This is a genomic window from Rheinheimera hassiensis, assembly GCF_022436675.1.
Lineage (GTDB): Bacteria > Pseudomonadota > Gammaproteobacteria > Enterobacterales > Alteromonadaceae > Alishewanella > Alishewanella hassiensis.
Map to the genome: position 1 here is coordinate 151234 of NZ_JAKUJZ010000003.1, position 21224 is coordinate 172457.

Here is a 21224-nt window from a genome sequence, read left to right on the forward strand (position 1 = left end):
GATACCACCAATGAAATTACTGCAAAGCGGGCATTATGCCATGTGGCAGCTATTACTGCTGGCGCTTGTTGTTCCGCTGTTAATTACGCTGGCATTGTTACCTGCCAGAGCATTACTGACCACCACAGATGTGGCAATGCTGCAACTGCTGTGGGTAACCTGGATAGCGCAGCAGGCGGGGCAGCGCTGGGCCATTATTACCACCATTAACAGCGTGGTGCTGCTGGACTTTCTTTTTGTAGCACCCTACTACACCTTATATGTGCACCAGGTTGACTACCTGATCACCTTTATTGTGATGCTATTGCTGGGCATTTTTATTGGCCGCTTATCCGGCCGTTTACGCGTTGAACTGGCCAGGGCGAAAAAACATATGCGCCAGCGCCAGCTACTGGCCGGTAAAACACGCCAGGCCCGGATGCAGGCAGAGCTTGAACACAGCCGCGCCATGATGCTGCGCTCTATTTCACATGATTTACGCACACCGCTGGCCACCATTATGGGCGCCTCCAGCATGCTGGCCGATAAAGAACTTCAGCTTAGCGAAGCAGAAGTACGTGAGCAGGCCGGCAATATTTACCGCCAGAGCAGCCTGCTTAGCGAGCACTTTGACAAAGTTATGGAGCTAAGCCGGGTGCAGCAACCGCAAAGCACTATGCAACTGGAATCGCTTGCCGTTACCGATGTCATCTCAGCCGCCATTGCCAGGCGCGCCGCCTTACTGGCCACACAGCCATTTGAAGTACAGCTTGTCACAGCCGACTGCTTTGCCGACGCCACCTTGCTGGAAATCGCGCTGGCGAATATGCTGGAAAACGCGGTCAAACACGGCCAGGCCCCGGTTTGCATTAGTTTTACCCGGCAAAACGGCCATTTTATGCTAAGCGTTTGCAATGCTGCAGCGCCTAAACGCAACGTGCAGCGGGACAGTGGCACCGGCCTTGGCACCGCTATTTGCAAAGCAGTGATGCATTTGCATAACGGCGACTTTAGTTTGCAGCACGACACAGAGCACGCTTGTGTTACTGCCCTGCTACGCTGGCCGCAAAGCAGTAATAACGGAGTACAGCATGGCTGAAACGATACTGGTGCTGGAAGACGATCCGGCAATGCAAAGCTTTCTTGGTACCTTGCTTAAAACCCAGCAGCATCAGGTGCATAGCTTTAGTGAAGGCATCGCCGCTTTGCAGCATCTGGTGCAACAGCCGGTAGATTTAATTTTGCTGGATTTAGGCCTGGCAGATATGGACGGCCAGCTGTGGCTGGCACAATTACGCAGCTGGTGCGACACGCCGGTAATAGTCATTTCCGCCCGCCACCGTGAGCAGGACAAAGTGCAGGCGCTGGATAACGGCGCTAACGACTATGTTACCAAACCCTTTAGTGCGGCAGAGCTGCTGGCACGCGTTCGGGCGAACTTACGCCATAATACGCCACAGCAGCAGGCATTCAGCTTTGGTAATATCAGGCTGGACCCGGTGCTACGTCAGGTTAGCCGCGCCGGTGCTGAAGTACACCTGACCAAAACAGAATACGATATTTTGCTTTTGCTGATGCGCCATGCCGATAAAGTACTGACCCACAACCAGATCCTGACTCAGGTATGGGGTAAAACCTATACCGACAGGCCAGAATATGTGCGGGTACATATGGCGCAGCTACGGCAAAAACTGGAAGACACTCCGGCCGCACCGGTATACCTGAAAACCGAGCCTGGCGTCGGTTACCGGCTTAAAATGACCTGAATCACAGCATTAGCCGGTAACCGATACCGGCTTCGGTGATTAAGTAGCGCGGTGTGGTGGGGTCGTCGCCTATTTTCTGCCGGATATGGCTGACCACAATGCGCAGATAGTGCGTATCCTGGCCATGACTGGGCCCCCAGATTTCTTCCAACAGTTGTTTTTGCGTGATCACGCACTGGCGATGCCGCGCCAGTTTAGCCAGTACTGCATATTCTTTTGGTGTTAAATCAATAACATCACCGTTGCAACACACCAGGCGCCGTGCCAGATCTATTTTAAGATAACCATCATCCAGCAGCGCCGGCGTGGTATCGGGCAGCCGGTCACGTAACTGTGCTCTTATTCTGGCCAGCAATTCTTCCACACTAAAGGGCTTGGTAACAAAGTCCTGAGCGCCGATATCCAGCGCTTGTACTTTATCGGCGTCGCCGCTGCGTACCGATAATATAATCACCGGCACCTTAGAAAAGCTGCGCAGCTCAGTCAGCAGCTCTAACCCATTGCCATCGGGCAGGCCAAGATCCAGCACCACTAAATCCGGCTGCTGCCGCACCGTGGCGGCCAGGCCGGTGGCCACCGATTCGGCCTCAGATACCTGATAACCGACACTTTTCAGCGCAATACGCAGCATTTTGCGAATTTGGCTTTCATCATCAATAACTAAAATATGCGCCGACAATAGCGTTAATCTCCGGCCTGAGCTTCAGGTAAAGGTAAGTCAATAATAAAACGCGAGCCGCTGCCCACACGGGCGGCATCGGCTTTTACTGTGCCACCATGAGCGCCAATCATACCACGGCAAATCGCCAGCCCCATGCCGGTATTATGCCGCTTACTGTCACCATCGGCGACCACATAAAACATATCAAACACTTTTTCCCGCAGCGATTCAGCAATACCCGGGCCACTGTCTTCAATTTCAATTCGGCAGATATTGGCTTTATGGCTGACAAACACCAATACCGGCTCACCCGGCGGGCTGTATTTGGCGGCATTTTCCAGAATATTAAAAATACCCTGCTCCAGTAGTGCTGCGTGCACATACAACAGCGGCATATCGACTTCGGCCTGATAAGTTAGTTCTACCTCGGGGAAAAAACGCTTTAACCTTTGGCGTGCACTGCCAATAATGTCGGCTACCGACACCCAATCGCGTTCCAGTTTTAACGTGCCATGGCCAAGGCGCGTCATATCCAGCAGATTCTGAATATACCTGTCCAGCCGCCCGCTTTCCTGCACTATGGTATCCAGCAGCTCTTTGCGATCCTCAGCAGATAACTGATTGTCCAGCATTTGCAGGCTCTCGGCACTGCCCATCATGGCTGATAAGGGCGAGCGTAAATCATGCGATACCGACGATAGCAGCGCCGAGCGCAGTTGTTCCATTTCGGCCTTAAGTTTAGAGCTTTCCAGTTCAGTATTTAACTGCATACGCTGCCACACGTTAAGGGCTTGCTGGCTTAAGCTGGTTAGCAGGTCGGTATCGTCTGGCCTCAGCAGTTGCTGCGCCGGTGAAAATTGCACCAGCAACACCGCTACTGTTTTGTCCTGTGCCGTCAGCGCAAAGGCGGTCCAGTCACTGGCGTTCAGGGTTTCACTAAAGCGGCCGGCCCGTTGCTGATGGCGCTGACACCAGTCAATCATCGCCTGGTCCAACGCCTGCAGCGGTTGTTTTAACGCCGGTATAATGTGTTGCTGTTCAGTTGTTGCCACTATGTGTACCGGGCAATGTAATGCCTGGCTTAATTGCGCCGCCAGCGTTGCCCACAACTCATCCGGCTGATTAATAACGGTAAGTTGCTGGGCAAAATCACGTTGTAATTCGCTGTAGCGATTGGCTTCTTTTAACAGCAAAAACTGCCGGCGAATACGTGATGCGGCCGGACCACACACCACACCGATAACCAGCATAAACAGCAAGGTGGCAATATCATGGTTTTTATTCACAAAAAAGGTGTAATAAGGCTCGGTAAGGAAAAAGTTAAAGCTTAAAAACGATAACACAGCGGTAAAAATGGCCGGCCGCGCGCCATATTTCAGGCCGCATACTACTACCGACAACACATACACCAGCACCAAATTACCGCTTTGCAACCAGGTACTTAACCCCAGCACCACCAGGCTGGCGATAGCGGTATACAGCAGGCCGTAAACATAGCCTGCCTTTTGGCCAAAGGTTGTGGACGCTTGTGCGGCAGGAGCAGGCAAACTACTGCGCTCAGCGACGCGCCAGACTGACACTTCCAGCGGTAAGCCGCTATTAATAAGCTGCTGATACAACGGTTTACGCCAGGGCTGAAAGCGCCTTTTGGTGCCGGCGCCTACCAATACCGTATTAATCCGGTGCTCTGCCAGATAAGGCAGTATGGTTTGCAAGGTTGACGGGCCGCGCAGAATTTCTGTTTGTGCACCCAGCTCACGTGCCAGCGCAAAAGCCGATTGCAGCCGTTTTTGCGCGGCCTGGTATTGCAACTGGCCGGTATCAACCCACACCACCAGCCAGGGCGTCTGGCGTTTTTCGGCCATACGCCGGCCAATACGGATCAGGTATTCATGGTCGCGCCGGTTAGATATTAACACCAGCAGTTTATCTTTAATCAGGTAATCACTGCTGCGTGCTTTGGCGTCCTGTTCGGTTTTCAGCTGGCTATCGACATGGCCCATTACCAGCTTCATTGCCATTTCGCGTAGCGCTGTCAGGGTTTCTAACTGGAAAAACTGCTGCACCGCCTGCTGCGCATAATCGGCCAGGTACACTTTGCCCTGCGCCAGACGATCCAGCAGATGGTTCGGGGCTAAATCAACAAACACCAGTTGCTGTGCCTGGTCGATAAACTGATCCGGCACGGTTTCACTTACCCGCACGCCACTGATTTGCAGCACCAAATCGTTCAGGCTGGCAATATGTTGCACATTTAGCGTGGTATACACATTAATACCGGCAGACAGCAGCTCGGCAATGTCCTGATAGCGCCTTTTATGCCGGCTACCGGGCACATTGGTATGCGCCAGCTCGTCTACCAGAATAAGTTCCGGCTTGGCAGCCAGTGCGGCATCCAAATCAAACTCGGTCAGCAGTTGGCCATGATAGTTAAGCTCACGTCGTGGCAAGATGTTAAAGCCTTGCAGCATGGCTTCGGTGTCAGCGCGGCCATGGGTTTCAATCAGGCCCACTGTTACCTTAACGCCCTGCTGCATACACTCTTTGGCGGCATTTAACATGGCGCAGGTTTTACCTACGCCGGGCGCCGCACCTAAAAATATCTTCAGTTGCCCGCCCTGCTGTTGTTGCAGGCTTTTAAGTAGCGCATCGGCTTTTTGGCTGCGTACATCTTGTGCCACGGCGTCTATCCTTATTAACTTAGCAAATAATCCGGATTAAAAGCTTTTGCCCAGGCTAAATACCCAGCGATTATCACACAGCGCATTGCAGGCCGCACTATTGATGGAGGTACCTGCATAACCCAGAGACCAGTCAAAACCCAGTTGCTGTGTCGCTAATGTCAGGCTCCAGTCGCTATAGCCGGAACCATCACGCACATCGGAGGCCAGAAAGGTTTGAAACTCAGCCGCATCGGCAAACTTATTGTACCCAATATGCCAATTAAGCTGAAGTTGTTCGGTCAGGCTTTGCTGCCAGCCGGCGGTCAGATACCAGAATTTGCCTACACCGGTGCCAAAATAGTCATCGGTAACTGCTAAGCCGAGCTGCCAATCCTGATAACTGAGTTTGGCGTAGCCTTCAAAAAAGTTAAACCCTGTGGCGTCGTTATCACCCTCGGGGTAGCGATACTGCATCAGGCCGACATCCAGCGCCCAGTCATCATTTAACGACCAACTGCGGCCAAGCGATATATCAAGCTCCATACTGCCGTCACCAAATTGGATATTCGAGCCCCAGGCGCTGACATACCAGCCAGCATCGTGGCTTAGCGTTAAGCTGCCCTGCAACGCCGGGCCTTCGTCGGTTTGCGAAATACCACGGTATAAATAATCAGAGGTAAACAGCACAGCACCGCTGCTACTGATTTCCGCGGCCTTAGCAACTGATGGCAGAGCAAATACGGCAGCGGCGGCGACAGACAATACCGAACCGGATAAAACAGATAATACTAAACGCATAATAAATTCCTGCATAAAGAAACGGGAAAAACAACCACCAGCAGCCTGTCGCGCGGGCAGCAGCCGGTTGCCCCGTGTAACAACCGGCTAAAACAAGTCACTTATGACAGCGGATGTTGTGCATCCAGCGCCAGGTTTAGCAGCAACACATTAACCCGTGGTTGGCCAAACAAGCCCCACTGCGCCAGCTCGGTGTGTTGCTGTACCAGTTGTTCCAGCTGAGCTGGCGACATACCGCGCGCAGCAGCAACGCGCTGCAGTTGCAGCATGGCCGCTGCCGGCGAAATGTGCGGGTCGACACCCGAGCCGGAGCTGGCGAGTAAATCTACCGGCAGCTCGGTAGCCGCAACCTGGTAACGCGCGGTTAGCTCAGCACTGGTTTGCGCCACGCGTTGGCGTAACTCCGGGTTAGACGGCGCTAAATTGCTGCCGCCGGTAGCCATAGGGTCATTATCAGCACTACTGGGCCGGCCATGAAAATAGTGCTCTGCGCTAAAAGGCTGCGCCACCAGCGCCGAGCCAACCAATTTGCCGTTGTGGCTGATTAAACTGCCGTTGGCCTGCTGTGGAAACAAAGCACCACTAATACCGGTAACCGCTGCACTGTAAATACCGCCACAGATTGCCAGCATTACCAGCGCCAGCCCCAGCGCCGGGCGTAAGTTTGCCGAAGATTCAGCAGGGTTTTGGCTAAAGCCGGGTTGAATAATACTCATGGTTAAAATACTCCGTTCAGTAGTACATCAATCAGTTTGATGGCAATGAAAGGCAGCACCACACCGCCCAAGCCGTAGATCAACATATTGTTACGTAATAACTTTTCTGCGCTAATCGCTTTAATTTTTACGCCTTTTAGCGCCAGCGGAATAAGCGCCGGAATAATTAAGGCGTTAAATACCAGTGCTGACAGCACAGCTATTTTCGGGTCCGGTAGCTGCATAATATTCAGCGCAGCAATGCCAGGCATGGCAGTGGCAAACACCGCCGGCACGATAACAAAGTACTTGGCAATATCATTCGCCAGCGAAAAGGTGGTTAAGGCGCCGCGGGTAATAAGCATTTGTTTGCCCACTTCCACCACCGACAGCAACTTAGTTGGATCAGAATCCAGATCCACCATATTGCCGGCCTCTTTCGCCGCCTGGGTGCCGGAATTCATCGCCAGACCAACATCGGCTTGTGCCAGTGCCGGAGCGTCGTTGGTGCCATCACCAACCATGGCCACCAAGCGGCCCTGCGCCTGCTCTTTGCGAATAAGCGCCAGTTTGTCTTCCGGTTTGGCTTCGGCAACAAAATCATCCACCCCGGCGGCTGCGGCAATAGCACCGGCCGTAATAGGGTTGTCGCCGGTAACCATTACTGTGCGCACGCCCATGGCACGTAGCTTGGCAAAACGCTCTGCCACGCCGGGTTTAATCACATCGGATAACTGGATAACCCCCAGCACGCGGTGGTTGCTTGCCACCAAAAGCGGGGTAGCACCTTGCTGGGCCACCTTCGTCACTATCGGATCTAAACCAACAGGTACCGACAAGCCCTGGTTTTTTGCCCAGCCTTTTACCGCATCGGCGGCGCCTTTAACAAACTGCTCGCTACTGGCCAAATGGATAGACGACAAGCGGGTCTGTGCGCTGAACGGGGTAAACTCATCGCCGTCAGCCAACGCCGGTGAGGCATAGTCCAGCTCGTTGGCGAGGCGCACCACAGATTTACCCTCTGGTGTCGGATCTTGTAATGAGCACCACAGCCCGGCTTTGATAAGCTCTGCCTGCGCAACACCCGGCAGTGGCAAAAATGCTGTGGCCTGGCGATCACCAAAGGTAATAGTGCCGGTTTTATCCAGCAGCAGGGTGTCGATATCACCGGCCACTTCCACCGCTTTACCGGATTTGGCAATTACATTGGCCGCCAGCGCACGGTTCATACCGGCAATACCGATGGCAGGCAGTAAACCGGCAATAGTGGTAGGAATTAAACACACCACCAGCGCAATCAGCATCAGCCAGTCCAGCTCAATGCCGACAAAGCTTGCCATGGCCGGTAAAGTTGCTACCGCAATTAAAAACACCAGCGTCAGCGCCGACAGCAATACCGTTAGCGCCAACTCGTTCGGGGTTTTCTGCCGGTTAGTACCTTCTACCAGACGGATCATTTTATCCAGAAAGCTGTGGCCTGATTCGGCGGTAACCTGCACGGTAATAGTGCCGCTAAGTACTTTGGTACCAGCGATAACACCGGAGTGATCGGTGCCGCCTTCACGCAGCACCGGTGCCGACTCACCGGTTAAAGCCGACTCATTAATGCTGGCCACACCACTCACAATTTCGCCGTCTGCCGGAATAAGCTCACCGGCCTGCACCAGAATGTTGTCACCGGCTTTAAGCTCGCTGGCTGATACTCTGCGCTCACCTGTGCTGTCGAGTTTTAACGCCGTCAGATCGCGCCGGGTAGCTTTTAAGCTAGCGGCCTGATCACGGCCACGTGCTTCAGCAATAGCCTCGGCAAAGTTGGCAAACCACAGCGTAAAAAACAAAATCACACTGCTGGTGAGCGCAAAGCCAAAGCTATCGCCAGTTGCCAGTTGCTGCGCTGTCATCAGTATGGCAATGACAGTAGCAACCCACACCACTAACATTACCGGGTTTTTAAACGCCAGCCTGGGATGCAGCTTGGCAAAGGCCTGCTGGCTGGCTTGTGTTAATGCTGAACTAGTATTCATATTATTCACCTGCATACGACTATTGACCTGCTAACACAGCGCTCTGCTGTGATAGCTCCAGCGCTTCACCAATAGGGCCAAGCACCATCGACGGTAAGAAAGATAAGAAGTTAACCACCAGGATCACGGTAACCAGCGTGACAGCAAAAGTAGGGTTAAACAGTGGCAGTGTGCCGGCCGTAGTGGGTACCCGACGTTTCTTAGCCAATGAGCCGGCAATCAGCAGCGGAATAACCAGCGGCAAATAACGGCCCAGGATCAGCACCACTACACAAGTAAGATTCCACCAGGGCGTGTTATCACCCAGGCCTTCAAAGCCGGAGCCGTTATTGGCAAAGGCCGAGGTATATTCATAAAACACCTGGGATATGCCGTGTAAACCGGGGTTAGAGTTACCGGTAAGTGACGGGAAGGTCACGGTAATAGCCGTAAAGGTCAGGATCACCGCACTGGGTAACACCAACAGCACGCCGAGCCAGCTTATTTCGCGCTTTTCCAGCTTACGGCCAAAAAACTCCGGCGTGCGGCCAATCATCAGCCCGGCAATAAATACCGCCAGCCAGACATAGACCAGGAAATTAACAAAGCCACAACCAATGCCGCCCCAGATGCCATTAATTAACATGCCCGAGCGCGTTACCAAGCCTGCGAGCGGGTTTAGCGAGTCGTGCATCGCATTCACTGAGCCGTTTGAGGTTTGGGTGGTAAAGGTGGCCCACAGTGCTGAGACATCAGTACCCAAACGCACTTCTTTGCCTTCCATATTACCGGCTTGTTGTGCCAGGCCGGTAAAGGCGGCGTTCGGTTGCTGCTCGCTGTACACTGCCAGCGCAATAAACAACAGGCTTAAAAACCCCATCACCGACAGCGACAACAGCGTAAAACCGCGGCGGCGCACCATACCGCCAGCCATAAACACCACCGCCATTGGCACCAATACCAGAGCGATAGTCTGAATAGCATTACTGACCGGTGTCGGGTTTTCCTGCGGGTTACTGCTGTTAGGGCCAAACCAGCCACCACCATTGGTACCCAGTTGTTTAATGGCTACCATGGCTGATACAGGGCCCAGCGGTATCGTTTGTTCAGTCAGGCTTTGCCCTTGTTCAAGCACCGGCACTGTGGGGCTGGCACTGTAACTGGCGGGTACGCCCTGGCTTGACAACGCCACAGCAACCACAGCGGCCAGTGGCAACATTACGCGCAATACAGCACGCACCGTGTCCTGATAATAGTTGCCCAGGTCACGCTCTTCGCCCTCGCCAGCGTCATCGGCATTGCGGCCGCCTAAAATGCCACGCAGCACCGCCACACATACAGCCAGCGCCATCGCCGGTGTCACAAACTGTAGCGTAACAATTAAGAAACCCTGGCTCAGGTAAGTAAGCTGGGCCTGACCGGAATAATGCTGCTGATTGGTATTGGTTAAAAACGACACTGCAGTGTGCAGCGCTAAATCCCAGCTCAGCCCCTCGATACCATTAGGATTTAACGGTAAAACATGCTGAAACAACAAAATAAGATAGGCAATAATGCCCAGCACCAGGTTACTGAGTAAAAAAGCAATACCATAGCTTTTCCAGTTCATACCCTGCGTTGACTTTACGCCCAGCAGTTTAAAGATGCCGTTTTCCAGCGGCATAAAAACCTTGTCACTCCAGTGTGGTCCGGCGGAAAATACGCCGGTCATATAATGCCCTAACGGCCAGGCTAACAGCAGCGCCAGGGTAAAAATCAATATGACTTCCATTGCCAACTCCTCAGAACTTTTCAGGTGCCAACATGGCAACGATTAACACAGCGCTTAATGCGCCAACTAACAACAGTAAAACCCAACCCATTTGCCGTATCCTTATGTGAAAACACGGTGCTAAAGGTAGGTGTAAGCGGTGTAAAATCTCCAGTAACGTCAGCGCGCCAGGCATAAAGATTTCGTAAAATTTTGCTGGTAGCAGGATAAAAGCGGCGGCGAAACGCTTATGCTAAGCGCCCTGACACAGCGTAAGAGAAACCCATAATGCGTTTGATAAGAGTAATCTTGCTATTCACCCTGCCACTGCTCACCCTGGCAGGCTGTGACAAAGCACCGGCTTTACATAAATTTTCCGGCGCAGCCCAGGGCACCACTTACAGCCTGACCTACTGGAGTAATACTGCGGTTGAGCAGCCACAGTTTGAAGCCGCCATTGCCGCCGAACTACAGCGGTTGGATAAGCTGATGTCTAATTACCGTGATGACTCGGTAATAGAGCAATTTAACCAAAGCCAAAGCACCGACCCGATTGAAGTGGGTGCAGAGATAGTCCGCCTGGTCAACATAGCCAAAACTATCAGCGCAGCCGCAGCAGGCTGCTATGACCCGACCATCAAGCCGCTGTTTACGCTATGGGGTTTTCGTGGCGATAAGCTTAGTATTCCGGCTGCAGCGCAGTTAGCCGAACTTGCACCGCAGCTGGGGATCAGCAAAGTTGACGTCGTCAATAACAGCACACTGCAAAAGCAGCAGCCAAAGCTGAGTATCGATTTATCCTCTATAGCCCAGGGCTACTCGGTACAGCGGTTGACTGAGGTGGCGGAGCAATTTGGTATTGATAACTATCTGATTGAAATTGGCGGTGAGCTGCAAACCCGCGGCCGCAAACCCGATGGCAGCAACTGGCGGGTGGCAATAGAGCGGCCGTTGCCAGGCGCTCAGCAGTTACAAAAAATAGTACAGGTAAAACAAACGGCGCCACTGGCTATTATGACATCCGGCACTTACCGCCATTATTACGACAACGAAGGCAAGCGTTACAGCCATATTCTTGATGCACGCAGCAAAGCGCCGGTAACACACGATACGGTATCGGTAACGTTACTGCACAATGATTTAACCGAAGCCGATGCCTGGTCTACAGCGTTATTGTGTTTGGGATCAGAGCAAGGCAGTAAGGTGGCCGGGCAGTTTAATCTGGCCGTACTGTTTATTGACCAGACAAATAATGGGTTAACTGAATTACACAGCACAGGGTTACAACAGCATGCGGGAGTTATGTTAGTTGATGCAAAAATGAAACAGTAAAAAGCAACAAGCCCTGCGATGCAGGGCTTAGGTTTTAGCTTGACTAACTATTGCAGCGCTACTACAACGCTATTACAGAATAGCTAACAGCTCTACGTCAAATACCAGTGCACTGAACGGTGCAATGGCATTGCCGGCACCGCGCTCGCCGTAGGCCAGATCGTGCGGGATATATAAACGTAATTTTGAACCTGGCGACATCAGCTGCAGTGCTTCTGTCCAGCCAGCGATAACACCTGATACCGGGAATTCTGCCGGTTCACCACGCTGGTAAGAAGAGTCAAACACAGTGCCGTCAATCAGGGTACCGTGGTAATGCGTGCGTACTGTTGAATTGCGTGTTGGTTTTTCACCTTCAGCCGCTACCAGTACTTCGTACTGCAGGCCAGAAGCGGTTACTGTAATTTCAGCACGTTTGGCGTTTTCAGCCAGGAAAGCTTCACCGGCACCGGCTAATAATTCAGCTTTCTCCGCTTGTTCTGCTTGCATACGCTCGCTGATCACACCAAATGCGGCACGAATTTGCTCGTCGCTTACCTCAGCGTCCTGCTCGGTATAGGCGGCGATAACACCGGCTGCAACGGCGTCAATGTCTAAGCCGTCAAACGGGTTGTCGGCCAGTTGCTGGCCCATTTGTAAACCAATACCATAGCTGGCGTGCTGTTCAAGCGTTGTATATTTATCTGACATGAGTTCCACTTATGTTAACGAAGCCAATGCTTCGGGTTAAAAAGTGCGCCTATGCTATCGCAAAAACGCGCGAATGTCTTGCCACCTCACAGCGCCAGTTGCTGTATCCGCAACCAGATAACATTAACATGCTGCTGGTCTTGCTCGGTTAACTCACCATTGGCTATCGCCTGCGTCAGGGTACTGCTGACCTGAGTTATGACATCGGCAGCGTCAAACGGCTCAGCAGCTACCTGCAAGGTGCCTACGGCTAAATCGAAATGGCCCCGCAGGTAACCGGCAGCAAATAGCTCGTCATCGGTAGCAACCGGCACTAAGGCATCAAACAAATCGGCGGCAGCGTCGATAAACTGCTCTGGTACTGATACTGCTGTCATCTTAAAGTTCATCCTCGTACCCTAAGCGGTACATTACGTAATCGTTATAGCCGGTTAATATATTGATTAAACCGGTAAGCTGCTGATCCAGTCTGGCATCGCCGGTATCGGCCAGTAACGGCCTGCCTTCAAGCTGCTGCAGTTTGGCTTTACCGGCAATCAGCACAATGTTATCGCGGCCAATAGCGCGGATAACGTCGGGCGATAACTGCTGGTTACCGCGGCCAAACACATGACCCTGGCCACCAATTAAGGTGATCACTAATTTACTCGGATAGCCCTGCACCAGCTCAAGCAGCTGAGCTGCGCTAACATCTTTGGCAATAAGCGCGCCGTTTTCTACCACATCAACACCCAGCAGCGTGTTATCCAGCCCAAGCTCAGCCATTACCGCCGCCACGGTAGAGCCGGAGCCCATCACGTAGCGCACGTTGTCTTCCATTTGTGTGGCAACATAAGCGGCTAAATCGGCCAGCACCAGCTCTTCAGATTCACGCCCGCCCATTTTCACGCTTTGCACATAACGCAATTGCGCAGGTATGCGCATTTCACCAAAACGGCGAGCTTTTACTACACCGTTGCGAAATGCCTGCTCGTCAATATCCATTACCGCCGCTTCGCTAAGTGACACCAGCTCACCGGCAATTAACTTAGCCACCAGCTTACCGGCGGCCTGCGGTGATATAGCATAAACGCCGGAGTGAATTTTTACCCCGGCCGGAATACCCAGCACTGTAGTTTGCTCGCCCACCGCAGCGCAGATATTACGCGCGGTGCCATCACCACCGGCAAACAACAAAATGTCTACGCCCTTTTCGGCCAGCAGCATGGCAGAGTGCTCAGTGTCTGCAGCTGTTGATGGCGACGTTTGTGGCTGATATACCAGCTGATAACCTAGCCCCAGCGCATCACACACGCTCTGGCCCATATCACCGGCTACAGTAAATACTTCAAACTGCCCACGCTGCGCCAGCAATTCTGTCAGCGCCGTTTTAGCACGGTTCATCGCCTGGGGCGTGGCGCCAAGCGCCAGGGCTTGGTCGGCCTGGCCGTCAGAGCCTTTTAAAGCCACGCTGCCACCTAAACCGGCCAGCGGGTTAACAATAAGCCCAAGCCGAAACAGATTTGCCATATTGCAATATCCTTTAGCGCACCTAAAAATGGCGGCTATTGTAAAGCCTTGGTCGCTGCTTTGCTACCCGGCAAGGTTAACGCCAGTAGTGTTGCCGCCAATGCCAGCAAGGCGGCAATCATAAAGGCTAAACTGGCCCCCTTGCCGTTTTGCCAGATTAAGCCAGAGAAATAAGCGCCTATGGCACCGCCCCCACCGAAAATAACACCGGCATACAACGCCTGGCCGCGGCTGCGCAGTTTTTTCGGGAAAAACTGCTGGATAAACTGCATGGCACAGCTGTGGGCGATGGCAAAGCTGCCAGCATGCAGCAGCATGCTAAAACACAGCAGCCAGACGTTATCGGCCACCGTTGCCAGCAAACTCCAGCGCAGCACCGTTAAGCCATAGCACACGCTTAACAGCACACGGTAACTGCGGTTACGCATTAAGTTGCCGGCAAAGTAAAACGCCGCTATTTCGGCGGCCACTGCCAGGCCAATAAACAAGCCGGTTTGGGTACCGCTGTATCCCAGATCGCGGCTGTATAGCGTGAAAAAACCATAAAACGGCGCAAAGCTCATTTGCAGTAATAAAGCTGCCAGCATAAAACGCAGCAACACACTGTTTTTTATCAGCTTGCTAAACCGCACCGGCTCGCTGGTAAGCTCAGCGCTCACACTCACCTTCGGCAGTAAAAATAAGCTGGTTAGCAGCAAGACTAAAAACAGCAATGCCGATAATGGCAAAAACTCACTGCCGTAGCGTTCAAACAGCCAACCGCCGAGCATTACCAGCACAATATAACCCACGCTGCCTGCAGTACGAATACGGCTGTAAGCACGGGTATCATCATTAACAAAGGCAAAAGTGGCGACTTCCAGCTGCGGTAAAATGGCGGTCCAGAAAAAACTGAACAGCGCAAAACCCAAAAGCAACGGCCAGAAACCATAATCGGCAAAGCTGCTAAGCCAACCAATAGCCGCTAATAAAGCACCAAGGCGCATTACGGTTAACGGCTTGCCGCTGCGCTCGGCGATCAACGCCCATACTGTAGGGCCAACAATACGGCTGGCGGTCACAATAGCCAGCAGCAGGCCGATATCAGCCGAGCTTAAGCCGCGGCCATCGAGAAACAGGCCGAAATACGGCACAAAAATACCCAGCACACCAAAATAAGTAAAATAGGCCAACACTAAGGCTGGCCGGGCGGAAATACTAAACATACGGCGGTTTAATCTCAGCTGTTGCGGGCAATATCAGGCGTAATTACCTGCACATGCATATTTTGCGCGCGGTGGCGCAGGTAGTGGTCCATCAGCACTATCGCTAGCATGGCTTCGGCAATAGGCACAGCGCGAATACCAACGCAAGGGTCGTGCCGGCCTTTGGTGACAATATCTATCACTTCGCCGCGGGTATTAATGCTTTTGCCGGGAATACTGATACTGGAGGTCGGTTTCAGCGCCATACTGACCAGCAAGTCCTGGCCGGAAGAAATACCGCCCAGGGTGCCACCGGCATGGTTAGCACTAAAGCCCTGCGGCGTTAATTCGTCGCGGTGGGTAGAACCGCGCTGTTCTACCACAGCAAAACCATCGCCAATTTCTACCGCTTTTACCGCGTTAATGCTCATCATGGCGTGGGCAATATCGGCATCGAGGCGGTCAAACACCGGCTCGCCCCAACCTACCGGCATGTTGGTTGCCACTACATTTACCCGGGCACCTACCGAGTCGCCGTCTTTTTTCAGCTGGCGCATATACTCATCCAGTGCTTCAAGCTTGGATGGATCCGGGCAGAAAAACGGGTTGTTATGCACTTCATCCCAGCTTACCAGATCGGCTTTTACCGGGCCTAACTGGGCTAAATAACCGCGAATTTCAATACCGCATTGCTCAAACAGGTATTTTTTGGCAATGGCACCGGCGGCCACGCGCACGGCAGTTTCACGCGCCGACGAGCGGCCACCACCGCGGTAATCGCGGATACCAAATTTATGCCAGTAAGTGTAATCAGCATGGCCGGGGCGAAATTGCTCTTTAATCTCAGAGTAATCCTGCGAGCGCTGATCGGTGTTTTCAATCAGCAGGCCAATGCTGGCACCGGTGGTGGTATTTTCAAACACGCCGGACAGAATTTTTACCGCGTCTTCTTCGCGTCGCGCTGTGGTGTAGCGCGACGTGCCGGGTTTACGCCGGTCTAAATCCAGTTGCAAATCGTCGGCAGTTAACGCCATACCCGGCGGGCAACCATCCACTATGCCGCCAATGGCCGGACCATGGCTTTCACCAAAAGTCGTGACTTTAAACAATTGCCCTATGCTGTTACCGGCCATAGCTGTTCCTTAACGTAATGAGTCTTTAAATAAATGCTGGCAGCGTTCAAGTTCGGCTTTGGTAATGGCAAATACGCCTAAACCACCGTGCTCAAATTCCAGCCAGTCAAACGCCACTTCGGGGAAATCCTGCTGCAGCTGCACCATGCTGTTGCCTACTTCACATACCAGCACGCCACCGTCGGTTAAATGAGCTGCGGCTTCACGCAAAATACGCCGTGTCAGTGCCAGGCCATCTTCACCAGAGGCTAAGCCCAGCTCAGGCTCGTGGCGGTATTCGTCCGGCAAATCGGCCATATCGTCGGCATCAACGTACGGCGGGTTGGTCACGATTAGATCATACTGCGCGCCGTCCAAAACACTGTAGCCGTCTGATAATATCGGGAATACTCTGTGTTCCAGGCCATGGCTTTCAATGTTTAGCTGTGCCACTTCTAAGGCATCTTCGCTGATATCCACCGCATCAACTTCTGCATCAGCAAAAGCATAAGCACAGGCAATAGCAATACAGCCCGAACCGGTGCATAAATCCAGAATATGGTTTGGTGTTTTACCGCCAAGCTGGCGGATAAACTTAGTGCCGATTAATTCAGCAATTGGCGAGCGCGGCACCAGTACACGCTCATCCACATAAAACGGTAAACCGGCAAAATAGGCCTGATGCGTTAAATAAGCTGCTGGCAGGCGCTGTTCTATCCGTTGCTTTAACAGGTTGATAAAACTCTGGCGTTCTGCGCGGGTAAGGCGCACCGAAAACAGCTTTTCATCTGTCATTGGCGGCAAAAACAACACATGCGTTAGCAGTGCTGCAGCTTCATCCCAGGGGTTATCGGTGCCGTGGCCCAGATAAACCTGCGCCTGGTTTAATTTGCTGACGGCAAAACGCAACCAGTCGTGCACGGTAATAAGTTCAACGAGGGCGTCGCTAATCAATTGTGGGGTAAACAGAATTTCGCCAGTATCGGACATGATGAATTTAAGCTCTTTTTGTAATAACCGGTCAGTTTGAGTAGACTTGCGCGATGCAAAAGAAAGCCATTGTAACATCAACCGGCATTAGTGCCGAGGACAGCCAGCTGTTTCGCGAGTCGATAACAGGCGCACAGCCTATTGCGCAGGACAAGATACCGCCAGTTGCTGCCCCCCGCAAGAAAAAAAGACGTACAGACGTCTTAAGCAAACAGCTTGATGAAAATTTATTCTGCTTCTCAGATGAGTTTGAAGGTTATGTTGCCGACGGCGCTAGCCTTAGCTGGATACAAAGCGGTGATGATCCGCATTTAGCCGGACGTTTGCGCCGCGGTGAATTTCAGCCCCAGGTAGTGCTGGACCTACACGGCATGACCACCCAACAGGCAAAAACGGAACTGGCCGGCCTCTTGGCATACTGTGAAAAACAGCAATTTAACTGTGCCTGCGTAGTGCATGGGAAAGGTTTGGGTATTTTAGCGAAGAAAGTGCCTAACTGGCTGATACAACACCCTAATGTACGCGCCTTTCATACCGCGCCGAAAAGCTGGGGCAAGCATGGCGCGCTGATACTGTTACTGAAAATAGCCAGCTAAAATCAGAAACTCAGCAGCGCCAGCTCCTGCGGTGATAATCGCTCTAACAAACGCCCAGCCTGCCCTGGCTGATAATCAATACAAGCCAGCTGCGCCGGGCTGAATATTGGCGCCTGATCCGGCACAGTAAAAGCTTCCACCAAAAAACTGACTAATGGCATATGCGATACCAGCAACACACGGGCATCGGGCTTTTCGCTGATGCGGGCGTCAAAATAGGCTTTAAATAACGCGGCATCACCGTCTGGCACCAGTTGCGACACAATCTCAAGTTGGCTAAACGGCGCCTGCTTGGCTAACATTAGCTCTGCAGTTTGACGGGTTCGTTGATAGGGGCTTGCCCAAACCCAGTCAAAGGCGGCATAGTGGTGCTGTAACCATAACGCCATCTGGCTAACCTCATGCTGACCTCTGGCATTTAGCTGTCGCTGGCTATCTTCCGATGATAGCGGCTCTGCTTCACCATGACGCATGATAACGAGATTTACCATTGCTTAAGTACCATACTGCTGTTTGAGTCCTGTTAAATCCCGGGCAGATAACAATACGCCGGGTAAAAATTGTGCGCTATGATAATGAAAGTTGTCGTCCAGAGTAACTGCTAATAACGCATAACATCTAAGCTGTTTATTACTTATCGCTATGATAAAGCCGTTCAGAGCCACACCAGTACCGTATAAAAAAGGATAACTTTTGAAAAATAGTCAGATATTGCAAAGCCCTAACGACAGTAGCAGCTATGAATACCTGCAACTAAGCAACGGCTTAACAGTATTACTGGTACATCAGGCTGATAGTGAGAAAAGTGCCGCGGCGCTTACGGTAAATGTTGGCCACTTTGATGATCCTCTGCCACGCGAAGGTTTAGCACACTTTTTAGAGCATATGTTGTTTCTTGGCTCTGTACGCTACCCTGTAGCTGGCGACTACCAGCAGTTTATCAGCCATCACGGAGGCAGCCATAACGCCTGGACCGGCACCGAGCACAGCAGTTTTTTCTTTGATATTGATACCGCATTTTTTGCCGAAGGGCTGGACCGTTTCGCCGATATGTTTAGCCAGCCGTTGTTTAGCCAGGAATATGTCGAAAAAGAACGCCACGCTATTGAGGCCGAATTTTCGCTGAAGTTAAAAGACGATGGCCGGCGGATTTATCAGGTACATAAAGAAACCATTAATCCGGCGCATCCATTTGCTAAATTTTCTGTCGGTAACCTGAGTACTCTGGCAGACACTGCCGAGGGCAGCCTGCAACAGGCTCTACTTGATTTTTTTACTGCACAATACAGTGCCAGCCGTATGACGCTGGCCTTGGTATCATCGCTAACCTTAGCAGAGCAAAAACAGTTGGTGTTGCAGTATTTCAGTGCATTACCGTCCCATTTACCGGCAAAAGCCGCCCTGACAGTGCCACTGTATTTACCCGAGCATCAGGCAATACAGCTTAATATTCAGCCGCACCGTGACACACAAAAATTAGTGGTCAGTTTTGCCATGCCGGATATTCAACACTGGTATAAACATAAAATTATCAGCTTTATTGCTCATTTACTGGGCGATGAAGGCCAGGGTTCATTACTCAGTCACCTTAAGCAGTTGGGCCTGGTAAACCAGCTAAGTGCTGGCGGTGGCATAGATGGCAGTAACTATAAAGACTTTACCATCGCCTTTGAGCTTACCGATGCCGGTCTTAACGGCCGCGACACTATTTTGCAGGCACTGTTCAGTGTACTGGCAGAGCTAAAACGCCAGCCTCTACCTACCGGCTTATTTGCCGAGCGGCAAAAACTGCTGCACTGGAGTTATTTGTATCAGGAGCCTTCAACAGCGCAGCAAACGGCTAATCATTTATCAGTCAGTATGCAGCACTACCCGATGGAAGATGTCATCTTCGGTGATTACCGCATGGAGCTGCCAGATACGGCGTTATACCAGCAAGTGTTAGGCTATTTTAGCAGTAACAATATGCGGCTAATGTTTATTGCACCGGGTGCTACCGCCACTCATGAGGCGCGCTGGTATCAAACACCCTACAGTGTAGAGCCACTAAGCGCAGAACTACTGCGTCAGTTGGATAACTGCCAGCCTGACAGCGCCATTAGCCTGCCCGCGGCCAACCCTTATTTAACCGGCGATATCAGCCTGCTTGAACAAAGTGCACATATGGCACTGCCCAAAGCGATATACCAGCAGCAGGCACTTAGCATCTGGTATAAAGCCGATACTGATTTTCATACCCCTAAAGGCCACATTTTTGTTCAGCTTAGCCTGCCGCACAGTATTAATAACTGCATGCAAATGGCCGCCACCCGGCTTTGGGTTGAGCTGTTTTTGGATAATATTAACCAGCAGTTTTACGCTGCCACCACCATCGGTCTGGTATATCATCTGCACGTGCAACGCCAGGGGATCAGTATTCACACCAGTGGACTGGCCACCAACCAAATTCTGCTGTTACAAGAGTTGCTAAAAGAAATGCCGGCGCAGCAATTTGACGAAACCCGCTTTGCCGAGCTAAAACGCCAGTTGGGCCGGCACTGGCGCAACAGCAGCAAAAACAAACCAGTTTCGCGCTTATTCAGCCAGTTATCGGCTATTTTACAGCCACTAAACCCTGAAATTGAACAACTGGCAGATGCATTAGATGCACTGAGCTTCAGCGACTTTTTGCAATTTGACCGCGATCTGCTGCAGCAGGTGCATATTGAAAGTTTATTGCTGGGTAACTGGTCGGCTAGCCAGGCGACCCAACTGACCGACGTGCTGCATAGCTGGCAAATGCAATTGCCCAGCACAGGCTTGCGGCTAAACAACCCGGCGTTTGCTTTACAAGGCCAGGGCCCGGTGTGGCTGCAACAGGATGTCGAGCATAACGACCACGCTCTGGTGATTTATTTACCGGCACAACAAGCTACACCTGAACACATGGCGCTGTTTATGCTGGCAAATCATGTGTTATCACCGGAGTATTTTCATCAGCTACGTACAGAGCAACAATTGGGTTATCTGGTAGGTACCGGTTATGTGCCTATCAACACCTTACCCGGTATTGCTTTTTATGTGCAGTCACCTAACACCCACTGCGAACAATTGTACGAAGCGACTATCATGTTTTTCCGCGCTTTTCTGGCCGACACTGAAACCATGTCAGCAGAGGATTTTGCCGAAATAAAACAAGGCTTACTGGCCCAACTACATGAGCGGGACAACAGCCTGGGAGCGAGAGCAAAACGTTACTGGCTGGCACTGGGCCAGCAAGACCATAGTTTTGCGTTAAACGATCAGATTGCCAGCGCATTAAGTGCGCTGAGCCTTAGCGACTTTATTGCGTTTTTGCAGCAGCTGTTACTGCCCGATTATGATGCCATTTTTCTGGCGACGGATGGCAAGCCAACACACAGCCATTTGCAGTTCAGTACAGCAGCTGATTTGAAACAGCGGCTGGCGCAAAAACAAATTGCTTTTGACAGTACCGGTAAAGTTATATAACGTAAGC

The 21224-nt window shown here is 51.9% G+C and carries 18 protein-coding genes; 5 read left to right on the forward strand and 13 right to left on the reverse strand.

Going from position 1 to position 21224, the window contains the following annotated elements; genetic code table 11:
- The first annotated feature begins 10 nt into the window (after positions 1-10).
- Together MJX74_RS06600 and MJX74_RS06605 are read left to right on the forward strand one after the other, a co-directional pair.
- Positions 11-1078, forward strand: coding sequence for a sensor histidine kinase (locus tag MJX74_RS06600; RefSeq protein WP_240221881.1), 1068 nt, complete (start codon positions 11-13; stop codon positions 1076-1078).
- Positions 1071-1745, forward strand: coding sequence for a response regulator transcription factor (locus tag MJX74_RS06605; RefSeq protein WP_240221882.1), 675 nt, complete (start codon positions 1071-1073; stop codon positions 1743-1745). Before MJX74_RS06600 ends, MJX74_RS06605 begins: the two co-directional genes overlap by 8 nt.
- A gap of 1 nt (position 1746) precedes the next feature.
- On the opposite strand, the gene MJX74_RS06610 is transcribed toward MJX74_RS06605, so the two are convergent.
- From MJX74_RS06610 to kdpA, 6 genes are all read right to left on the reverse strand, one after another.
- Positions 1747-2424 (reverse strand): response regulator, encoded by a 678-nt coding sequence (locus MJX74_RS06610; RefSeq protein WP_240221884.1) that lies wholly within the window; start codon positions 2422-2424, stop codon positions 1747-1749.
- Between the two features lie 5 nt (positions 2425-2429).
- Positions 2430-5087, reverse strand: a complete 2658-nt coding sequence (locus MJX74_RS06615) for a DUF4118 domain-containing protein (protein WP_240221886.1) — start codon at positions 5085-5087, stop codon at positions 2430-2432.
- Between the two features lie 36 nt (positions 5088-5123).
- Complete coding sequence (locus tag MJX74_RS06620; RefSeq protein ID WP_240221888.1) at positions 5124-5867, reverse strand: TorF family putative porin; 744 nt, start codon at positions 5865-5867, stop codon at positions 5124-5126.
- 101 nt (positions 5868-5968) lie between these two features.
- A complete protein-coding gene (gene kdpC, locus MJX74_RS06625; RefSeq protein ID WP_240221890.1) occupies positions 5969-6583 on the reverse strand; it encodes a potassium-transporting ATPase subunit KdpC in 615 nt (204 codons plus the stop codon).
- A 2-nt stretch (positions 6584-6585) separates the two neighbouring features.
- A complete protein-coding gene (gene kdpB, locus MJX74_RS06630; protein ID WP_240221892.1) occupies positions 6586-8586 on the reverse strand; it encodes a potassium-transporting ATPase subunit KdpB in 2001 nt (666 codons plus the stop codon).
- Between the two features lie 19 nt (positions 8587-8605).
- Positions 8606-10336: a potassium-transporting ATPase subunit KdpA gene (gene kdpA / locus MJX74_RS06635; protein ID WP_240221894.1), complete on the reverse strand. Its 1731-nt coding sequence runs from the start codon at positions 10334-10336 to the stop codon at positions 8606-8608.
- A gap of 288 nt (positions 10337-10624) precedes the next feature.
- On the opposite strand from kdpA, the gene MJX74_RS06640 reads away from it, so the two are divergent.
- Positions 10625-11647: an FAD:protein FMN transferase gene (locus tag MJX74_RS06640; protein ID WP_240221896.1), complete on the forward strand. Its 1023-nt coding sequence runs from the start codon at positions 10625-10627 to the stop codon at positions 11645-11647.
- Between the two features lie 72 nt (positions 11648-11719).
- Here the strand turns inward: MJX74_RS06640 and MJX74_RS06645 are convergent, their stop codons facing one another.
- From MJX74_RS06645 to prmB, 6 genes are all read right to left on the reverse strand, one after another.
- On the reverse strand, positions 11720-12337 hold the full coding sequence (locus tag MJX74_RS06645; protein ID WP_240221898.1) for a BamJ family beta-barrel-assembly machinery protein: 618 nt from the start codon (positions 12335-12337) through the stop codon (positions 11720-11722).
- Between the two features lie 86 nt (positions 12338-12423).
- Positions 12424-12714, reverse strand: a complete 291-nt coding sequence (locus tag MJX74_RS06650) for a YfcL family protein (protein WP_240221900.1) — start codon at positions 12712-12714, stop codon at positions 12424-12426.
- A gap of 1 nt (position 12715) precedes the next feature.
- Positions 12716-13846 (reverse strand): ATP-NAD kinase family protein, encoded by a 1131-nt coding sequence (locus MJX74_RS06655; RefSeq protein ID WP_240221902.1) that lies wholly within the window; start codon positions 13844-13846, stop codon positions 12716-12718.
- A 35-nt stretch (positions 13847-13881) separates the two neighbouring features.
- Positions 13882-15051, reverse strand: a complete 1170-nt coding sequence (locus MJX74_RS06660; RefSeq protein ID WP_240221904.1) for an MFS transporter — start codon at positions 15049-15051, stop codon at positions 13882-13884.
- 14 nt (positions 15052-15065) lie between these two features.
- Positions 15066-16163 (reverse strand): chorismate synthase, encoded by a 1098-nt coding sequence (gene aroC, locus MJX74_RS06665; protein ID WP_240221906.1) that lies wholly within the window; start codon positions 16161-16163, stop codon positions 15066-15068.
- Positions 16164-16172: 9 nt separating this feature from the next.
- Complete coding sequence (gene prmB / locus MJX74_RS06670; RefSeq protein WP_240221908.1) at positions 16173-17132, reverse strand: 50S ribosomal protein L3 N(5)-glutamine methyltransferase; 960 nt, start codon at positions 17130-17132, stop codon at positions 16173-16175.
- Between the two features lie 53 nt (positions 17133-17185).
- Here prmB and smrB point away from each other — a divergent pair, with 53 nt between their 5' ends.
- Complete coding sequence (gene smrB / locus MJX74_RS06675; protein WP_240221910.1) at positions 17186-17728, forward strand: endonuclease SmrB; 543 nt, start codon at positions 17186-17188, stop codon at positions 17726-17728.
- 2 nt (positions 17729-17730) lie between these two features.
- Here smrB and sixA read toward each other — a convergent pair whose 3' ends face one another.
- Positions 17731-18219 (reverse strand): phosphohistidine phosphatase SixA, encoded by a 489-nt coding sequence (gene sixA, locus MJX74_RS06680; RefSeq protein WP_240221913.1) that lies wholly within the window; start codon positions 18217-18219, stop codon positions 17731-17733.
- Between the two features lie 202 nt (positions 18220-18421).
- On the opposite strand from sixA, the gene MJX74_RS06685 reads away from it, so the two are divergent.
- Positions 18422-21217, forward strand: coding sequence for an insulinase family protein (locus tag MJX74_RS06685; protein ID WP_240221915.1), 2796 nt, complete (start codon positions 18422-18424; stop codon positions 21215-21217).
- Positions 21218-21224: the final 7 nt, after the last annotated feature.